5 protein-coding genes are annotated in these 7,030 nt (G+C 60.8%); 3 read left to right on the forward strand and 2 right to left on the reverse strand.

Annotated features, from left to right (window positions below; translation table 11 throughout):
• Positions 1–68: 68 nt before the first annotated feature.
• Complete coding sequence (locus P1K89_RS18850) at positions 69–1,658, forward strand: transglycosylase SLT domain-containing protein (protein WP_284618030.1); 1,590 nt, start codon at positions 69–71, stop codon at positions 1,656–1,658.
• 21 nt (positions 1,659–1,679) lie between these two features.
• Here P1K89_RS18850 and P1K89_RS18855 read toward each other — a convergent pair whose 3' ends face one another.
• Positions 1,680–2,345 (reverse strand): hypothetical protein, encoded by a 666-nt coding sequence (locus P1K89_RS18855; protein WP_284618031.1) that lies wholly within the window; start codon positions 2,343–2,345, stop codon positions 1,680–1,682.
• Between the two features lie 608 nt (positions 2,346–2,953).
• Between P1K89_RS18855 and P1K89_RS18860 the strand changes: the two genes are divergently transcribed.
• Positions 2,954–4,585, forward strand: coding sequence for a serine/threonine protein kinase (locus P1K89_RS18860; RefSeq protein ID WP_284618032.1), 1,632 nt, complete (start codon positions 2,954–2,956; stop codon positions 4,583–4,585).
• 613 nt (positions 4,586–5,198) lie between these two features.
• On the opposite strand, the gene P1K89_RS18865 is transcribed toward P1K89_RS18860, so the two are convergent.
• Entirely contained in the window at positions 5,199–6,299 is a 1,101-nt protein-coding gene (locus P1K89_RS18865; RefSeq protein ID WP_284618033.1) for a TIR domain-containing protein, read from the reverse strand.
• A 255-nt stretch (positions 6,300–6,554) separates the two neighbouring features.
• On the opposite strand from P1K89_RS18865, the gene P1K89_RS18870 reads away from it, so the two are divergent.
• Positions 6,555–6,923 (forward strand): helix-turn-helix domain-containing protein, encoded by a 369-nt coding sequence (locus P1K89_RS18870; protein WP_284618034.1) that lies wholly within the window; start codon positions 6,555–6,557, stop codon positions 6,921–6,923.
• The last annotated feature ends 107 nt before the right edge of the window (positions 6,924–7,030 follow it).

Genomic DNA, 7,030 nt, shown 5'->3' on the forward strand with positions numbered 1-7,030 from the left:
CACCGAAGGCGGCCAGCGCGCCGCCGACGCTCGCGTGGAGCGCAAACCCCAGATGTAGACTTTGCGAGATGGCCATCCCTGCTGCAGCACCTGTGTCGCTGCGGGTGTCGTTTGACACCGCGGCGGGGGAAGCGGTGCGTTTGCGTTTCCAGCAGTCGTTTCGCATCGGTCGTGCCGGGGAGTGTGAAGTCAGCATCAACGATTCGTCCGTGAGTCGCTTGCATGCGCAGGGGCAATTCAAGCACGGGCAATGGTGGATCACTGACCTCAACAGCAGCAATGGCTTGCTGGTCGGCGGTCAGCGGATGCACGAGGTGCCCGTGCAAGATGCCATCACGGTGCAACTGGGTCTTGATGGGCCTGCAGTGAGGTTCGAGGTTCAAACCAGACCTCCCGCATCAGACGCAGCGGCGGCGGTGCGCGCTGCATTTGCACCTGCCCCAGCACCCATATCCGTATCAGCGCGCGCGCCGGCGCCCGCACCCACGAGAGCGGCGTCCCCTGCGACCGCGGTTCAACCGCCCCCCGCGCCTGCCGCACAGACCCAAGAGCAGCATCTCGCGCAACTGCAAAAGCACTACTTCGATGACCGCGGCGATGATCGACCCGCCGGAGAGCACACGATGCTGATACGCAACGCGTATCGCGTGATCCGCGCGAAGCAAAGGCGCACGCAGGCGATCGTGATTGCGTCGCTGACGCTGTTGGTGCTGAGCATTGCATCGTTCGCGGCCTACCAACGCCATCAGCTCAACGAGCGCAAAGAACTGGCACAAGAGCTGTTCTACACGATGAAGTCGCTCGATGTCGATATTGCGAATCTTGAAAAGCGCTTGGCCGATACCAGCAACACCGCGGCACTCACCGAGTTGCGTAGCTACCACGTGCGTCGCACGAATCTGGAGCAACAGTACGACCGTTTCATGTCGGCGCTCAAGACCTACGACCCGAAGATGAGCGAACAGGACCGCTTGATCCTGCGCGTCGCACGCATCTTCGGCGAATGCGAACTGACGATGCCCGCCGGGTTTGCGGACGAAGTGCGCAGCTATATCGACAAGTGGCGTGCGTCCCAGCGCTATGCGCGAGGCATCAGGACGGCGCAAGAGAAGGGCTACACTGCAAAGATCAGCGAAGAGCTGCTGGCGCGCAATCTACCGCCACAGTTCTTCTATTTGGCGCTGCAGGAAAGTGATTTCGATCCATTCGCGAGCGGGCCACCGACTCGAATGGGCATCGCCAAAGGCATGTGGCAATTCATTCCGCAGACCGCGACCAAGTATGGGCTGCGCATCGGACCGTTGGTGGAATTGCGGCGTCCTGATACGAGTGATGACCGTCACCGCTGGGATCTCGCGACCAAAGCCGCCGCACGCTATTTGCAGGACCTGTACGCCACCGAGGCCCAAGGCTCGGGCTTGCTGGTGATGGCGTCGTACAACTGGGGCGAAGACCGCGTGATTCGGCTGATTCAAAGCATGCCGGTCAATCCGCGTGAACGCAATTTCTGGCAACTGCTAACCAAATACCGAGATCGCATTCCGCAAGAGACGTACGACTACGTGTTCTACATCATATCGGCTGCGGTGATCGGCGAGAACCCGCGCTTGTTTGGCTTCGATTTCGACAATCCGCTGACACACCTGGAGTCGAAGTAGTCGGGGGACTCGAGCGCGTGATCAGCGCCGCCAGCGCAGACGCATCGCGGCAAGTGCCAACGCCATCAGAAGGACGGTCGATGGCTCCGATGTTGGCGCCACTATCGACACTTGGCCTTCACGTACGGCGATGCCCGCGAAGGGGCCTTCGATCCAGCCAGTCGGCACCGAATGGCCGCGACCCATGTGGAAATATGAACCCGGCCATTCCGTCGCCTGCCAGTAATTCATGGGAAGGAGGCTGTCGAATTCCCCCGCATTCAGCTCGGCAGCCGTCACCATGTTGTAGGGGTTCTGCACATTGACCAGCGGAGCCGTCAGGCCAAATTCGACGTAGAAGAGGTGCCCCAGTTCGGAGGTGGACGGGCACTGGCAATATTGAACCCCTGCGTCACCGGGTTGTCGCCAAGCCGCATCGGTCCAGGCTATCGCGTAATTCGGATCGAGGGTGTAGACCAGCGATGCGTTGACCGCACCTGGGTGCCACCACGAAAGGGTTGGGTTCTGGCTGCTGACGGTGAAGTCCAGCCACACCAACGACTTGCCGTTGTTGTCGTTGTCCCAAATGAGCTTGTAGCTCGGGCCGTTGGCGACCATTTGGCCGCTTCCGATCGTGACCAGCGCCGACCACGCCGCAAGGGGCAGGGCCAGCGCCAGGCTGAGCAGGACACGCGGAATTACCTTCATCGCTGTAGCCTCTTGTCCGGAGTCAAAATCACAGAACTCAGTCCGATCAGTCTATTGCGCAGGCCATGCGGGAAGTTGTGCAGCATCAACCACTGCGTAGGTCTGCGTAGTCTTGTCGGGACCGAGGCAGCGCGCCTGTTCGACGCATGGACTCTGGCAGCGGCGGACTTCAGCGCGCCTTGGCGAGGGCACCTCTGGCCGTAGGCGCCGCGCGGCGCCGCTTCTAGAAAGTGGTCGGTCGACCGCCGGGGCCTGCGCGCAGCCTTGACACAGCCTAGAAGCGGACTCGAGACTGGTCCCAGTCACTCGCGCTCGACGGCCCGAACCGCAGCTGCCCCGACTACAAGTCGCTCGAATATCGCCGCCCTGATCGACGGCGGCACTCTTGTCACCGGTCACTCGGGCGTCGCCGGTCAGGTCTACGGACTCGCCAACGACTCTTTGTGCATGAGGTGTTCGGCGGCAACCGAGCCGCAATCGACATCCACTGTACCAAGCTCATCGCTTTGAAGTGCCGGTCGCCCGTCGCGCGGGCCGATTGCGTCTTGTACCTCGAACACCCTGAGCCGCAGCCCATGGGATAAGTGCGCGACCCGCAGAACGCACCCGTGCAACCAGTCGCGACGGCCGGCTCGACGCCTCGCCCGCCCCGCCCGGCGAGAATGGCGCTCGCCGGGATAGCACTTCAGGGGACGTCAGTGTCGAACTTTAATCTTGTCGAACACTTCAAGAACAACGGCACGCTGACCACGGACGTGGGCGACTTCACGTTCGAGGCGGTGATCGGACAGGGAGGTAACGCACACGTCCTGAGGTTCAAGAAGGGCCGACTGTCCTTCGCCGTGAAGTTCTTGGAGCATCTGGATCGCGGCAAGCTGGAGCGCCTCAAGGATGAGTTCTTCAGCGCTGCGCAGCTTTCGACGCACCCAAACGTCGCACGGAACTACCACTTCGACCGCGTCACGCTCGGCGACCGCGACTTCTCGCTGATCGTCATGCGTCTGTACGGGCCCAGCCTCAAGAGGCACGGCCCCCTTTCCAGCGCATTGGGTGAGGCGGAGCGGGCCGAGCAGGCCGTCAAGCTCTTCATGGACCTGCTGAATGGGTTGGACCATCTGCACGCAGGTCTAGTCATCCATCGAGACCTCAAGCCTGAGAACGTGTTCTTGGACGAGCAGTCTGGTGCCTTCGTGATCGGGGACCTCGGCATTGCCCATTTTCCGGACGATTTGCCGCACGAGGCCGAGACGCGCCAAGGCGAGCGGCTCGGAAACTACCTGTTCAGCCCGAAGGAGCAGGCCGTGCCAGGAAATGAGCCCGCTCCAGCCAACGACCTTTTCGCCCTCGGGCAGGTTATGCAGTGGTACCTCACGGGGAGCACGCATCGAGGCGTCGGCCGCAAGCGGCTGTCAGATCCGGAGTCTCCTGCCGGCCTGCGCATGCTTGACGCGGTCGTGGACGCCTGCCTTCGCGACGAGGCCTCGACGCGACCGCAGAGCGTCGCTGCGGTGCGCGACCTGATCGCAGAAGCCCTGCGTCCTTCCCGCGACGCCGTCTTGCGCGGAACTGACCTCGATCGGGCCATCTGCATGTCCTACGAGAAGATCGACAGGGTCTGGTACTCGACTCGTCAAAGCGACATTGAGGAGTTCATCGCGAACTTCTCAAGGGAATGCAGGTCCGAGGAGTTCTGCTGCGTCTACATGAACGGCGGCAACGACACGAATCCCAGGCTCGAACAGCTTCAGGATCGGCGCTGGTTGCTCAATGGCGTCGATGAGATTTTGATAGAGAACCTCATCGCCTACCGCGATCCAGTTCGCCCGTACAGGAGCTTCTTCATCCTCCTTGCCAAGCCTGACCAGCCGTTCCAATGGGTGGACGCGGACGGGGTTACGGTCACCCGTCAACCTCCAGACAAGGAGCATGGCGACACCGCCACCCTGTTCGATGGGCAATACATGGACTCGGCCATCCAGGGTCGAAGGTACTTTAAGCACCAAGGCAAGGCAATCGAGGTCACCGGCGAAAGGTTTTCTCTCCGCCGAAGGCAGTTAAAGAAGACCGCTTACCTGATCGTCCCCAACCGCTCTGCGGCTTCATGCATGAAGGACATGACGCCGATCGTGGCTCTGCTCGAGTCGGTGTCGGCGGCTGGCCGCTTGGACGACGATGCACTATCTGAGTACCTGACGGCAACGAGTGCGCACCACGGTGCCGAGTTCACCCAGTGGGATTGAGCAGCATGCCGCTGCCGCGGCAGGTCGTCCTGAAGCCGCAGGGCGCGGAAATGCACGCATATCGGAAGCCTCGATTCCGCTCGAGTGCGAGGCGAGCGATCGGGTGGCAGCGCACCAGAGCGGAACGCCAACTGCGGACCGCCCATGCCAACACGCCTTCTCCAGTACGATGTCCGTTCCAGCTATAACCACCCCGCCCAGTGTTCTCTCCCAGCGACCCGCTAGCTAGATGTAGATAACGAATGGAGCCCCGACGCGCGTCTTTCATCAGGGTCCGCAGCACTTGATTGGCTGGCAACATGACCGGTTGTAGTTTGGCAGTGCGCTTCTCTTGTGCCGGCAACGCGTTCAACGTCACCTCGGGTGGTCCTGGATCATCAAACTGGCGCTCCGGTTGGACGCGTCAAATACAAGCTATTGCTTGACAGACGGGGAAGCCCTTGTAGTTTGAGTTGAGGCGGACCAACGGCAAGCCGCCAGGCCCGGGCCACAGAAAATGTACACCGCACCTTTGGGCCGAGCCTGGTGGCTTGCCGTTGGGCCTCGCCTCGAACGAAGGGTTAGAGGCGTCAGTGGCGTGGGCTGGGACTTCAAGGTTGCTTCTTCTCACTCTTCACAGTGCGGCATTTAGATCGACGCGTAGGCCGGCGGTCTTGAGTTCCTTCGCCAATTGAAAGCGCCAGTTCCCAGGCCGATCGATGGGGATGTACAAGATGCCGCTGAAATCGCTGGGTATTTCGACGCCTTCCTCGTAGAGGACGGCGACCCGACTTCGTCCGAGCTTGGCAGAGAAGAATCCCAGTTCGAAGACTACGTTTTGCCTTGCGCGAGGGACTCTAGCTCCCGTGTCGCTCGCTCCTTTGACGGAGCCCTCATCGTCCGCGGTCAGTAGTACGACTGCATATTCGACTTGAGAATGCGACTCGAACTTCTCAATTGTGGTCCGACCTTCATTTGGTAGTTCGTGCAGTACGATCGCCGCAAGGCCGAGCTTCTCGACAAACCGAGCCACCGACTCCTTAACTGCATGGTTGTGGCCGTGAACTATGAATACCCGCTCGGTTGGGCGGTTCGGATCCGCTGGCGAATGTACCGAGGATGCGCTACCCGTAAGGCGACTTACAACCTGATTTAGCAGTTCCAACGCCTCTGACGGCGGGAGCCTTCCGGCAAGGTCTGCGAGGCCCGAAGCGTTCATGACTTGCTTGGGTTCTGACTGCTTTGTGCCGATGGGCGCCTTTTGTATCTGGTCCAGTTCGGCGCTGAGGCCAGGCCACCAAAGCTGGAAGGCACGGTCAAGAACTTTCTCATCGAGGGCTTGATTGCCTAATGCGCGGTTCAGCATCCACACAAGGTCATGTGTTCCGTCACGGGTGGAAGTGGCAGCCTGGAACTGAACGAGCGGACCTGAGAGCTCAGATGGCTTAAAACCAATGAGATATGGACAGACGAACGCCGATTCGACTGCCTTCGACAGCGCGCCCGCCTCGTACAGCAGCCACGGCGCAGCAAGATTTTCGGGTGTCAGGCAAATGATGCCGACGCGCGACTCTTGGAGTTGCAGATCTAGCTCATTCGCCCATCGTGCTCCGACTTGTACGTCAGACGACGAAAGCCAAGGCGAGACTGCCTGGAGAACGTTCGGAAGCCAGTCGCGAAGCGCAGTGGCGACGCGCTGGCTTCTTGTTCCGGACCAGCTTAGGAAGACTTTCATGGGCAGGCCTTACGAGGGGAGGTTGATTCTGACGCCTTACGTTTGAGCTAAGCGGCAGACAGCGGCGTGGTGCCCTGGCAGCGAGGTGCAACATGTACCTCAGCGCCTCGCGGCCAGGGCGCCATGCCGTTGGCCGTCCGCTCGAGCGAAGGGTTAGGCGTCGCGGTTTGCCAGACCAAGTGCAGCACCTTCTTCAGAAAGGTTGGGAGAGTAGCCACACTTTCCTGACCTCAACCGGCAAGAAGGGGTACAGAAATGGGGTACAGCCAACTCTCCCAGGACGAACGATACGTCATTGCGAGCATGGTGCGCCAGAGGTGCAGCCTGAGGCAGATCGGTTTGGCGCTGGATCGGTCGGTAGCCACGGTGAGCCGAGAGCTCAACAGGAACCGCTGCAAGTACGACGGGTGGTATCGCGCGGAGAAAGCGCACGAGCGAGCGCTGAGCCGACGCTGGCGCAGCCGCAAGAAGAGCCAATATAGCCCGGAGGAGTGGGCTGAGGTGGTGCAGCAGTTGCAACGCAAATGGAGCCCTGGGCAGATCGACGGGCGGCGCAAGCTGCGGGGGCAGCGCATGATGAGCAAGGAGACGATCTACCGGTACATCCGTAAGCTCCCCCGCTGAGGGGACAGTTTGAAAATGGAGACTTCCGCATCTTCGAGGAAGAGCGATGAGGAAGTCCAGGTTCACGGAAGCGCAGATCTTGGCGGTCTTGCGCGAAGGCGAGGCAG

This window comes from Aquabacterium humicola (assembly GCF_030167915.1).
Taxonomy (GTDB): Bacteria; Pseudomonadota; Gammaproteobacteria; order Burkholderiales; family Burkholderiaceae_C; genus Pseudaquabacterium; species Pseudaquabacterium humicola.

What these genes read in the sequence shown, in the direction of transcription:
- P1K89_RS18870 (WP_284618034.1), top strand. Translation starts at nt 6,555, where the DNA reads ATGGGGTACAGCCAACTCTCCCAGGACGAACGATACGTCATTGCGAGC.
- P1K89_RS18855 (WP_284618031.1), bottom strand. Translation starts at nt 2,345, where the DNA reads ATGAAGGTAATTCCGCGTGTCCTGCTCAGCCTGGCGCTGGCCCTGCCC.
- P1K89_RS18865 (WP_284618033.1), bottom strand. Translation starts at nt 6,299, where the DNA reads ATGAAAGTCTTCCTAAGCTGGTCCGGAACAAGAAGCCAGCGCGTCGCC.
- P1K89_RS18850 (WP_284618030.1), top strand. Translation starts at nt 69, where the DNA reads ATGGCCATCCCTGCTGCAGCACCTGTGTCGCTGCGGGTGTCGTTTGAC.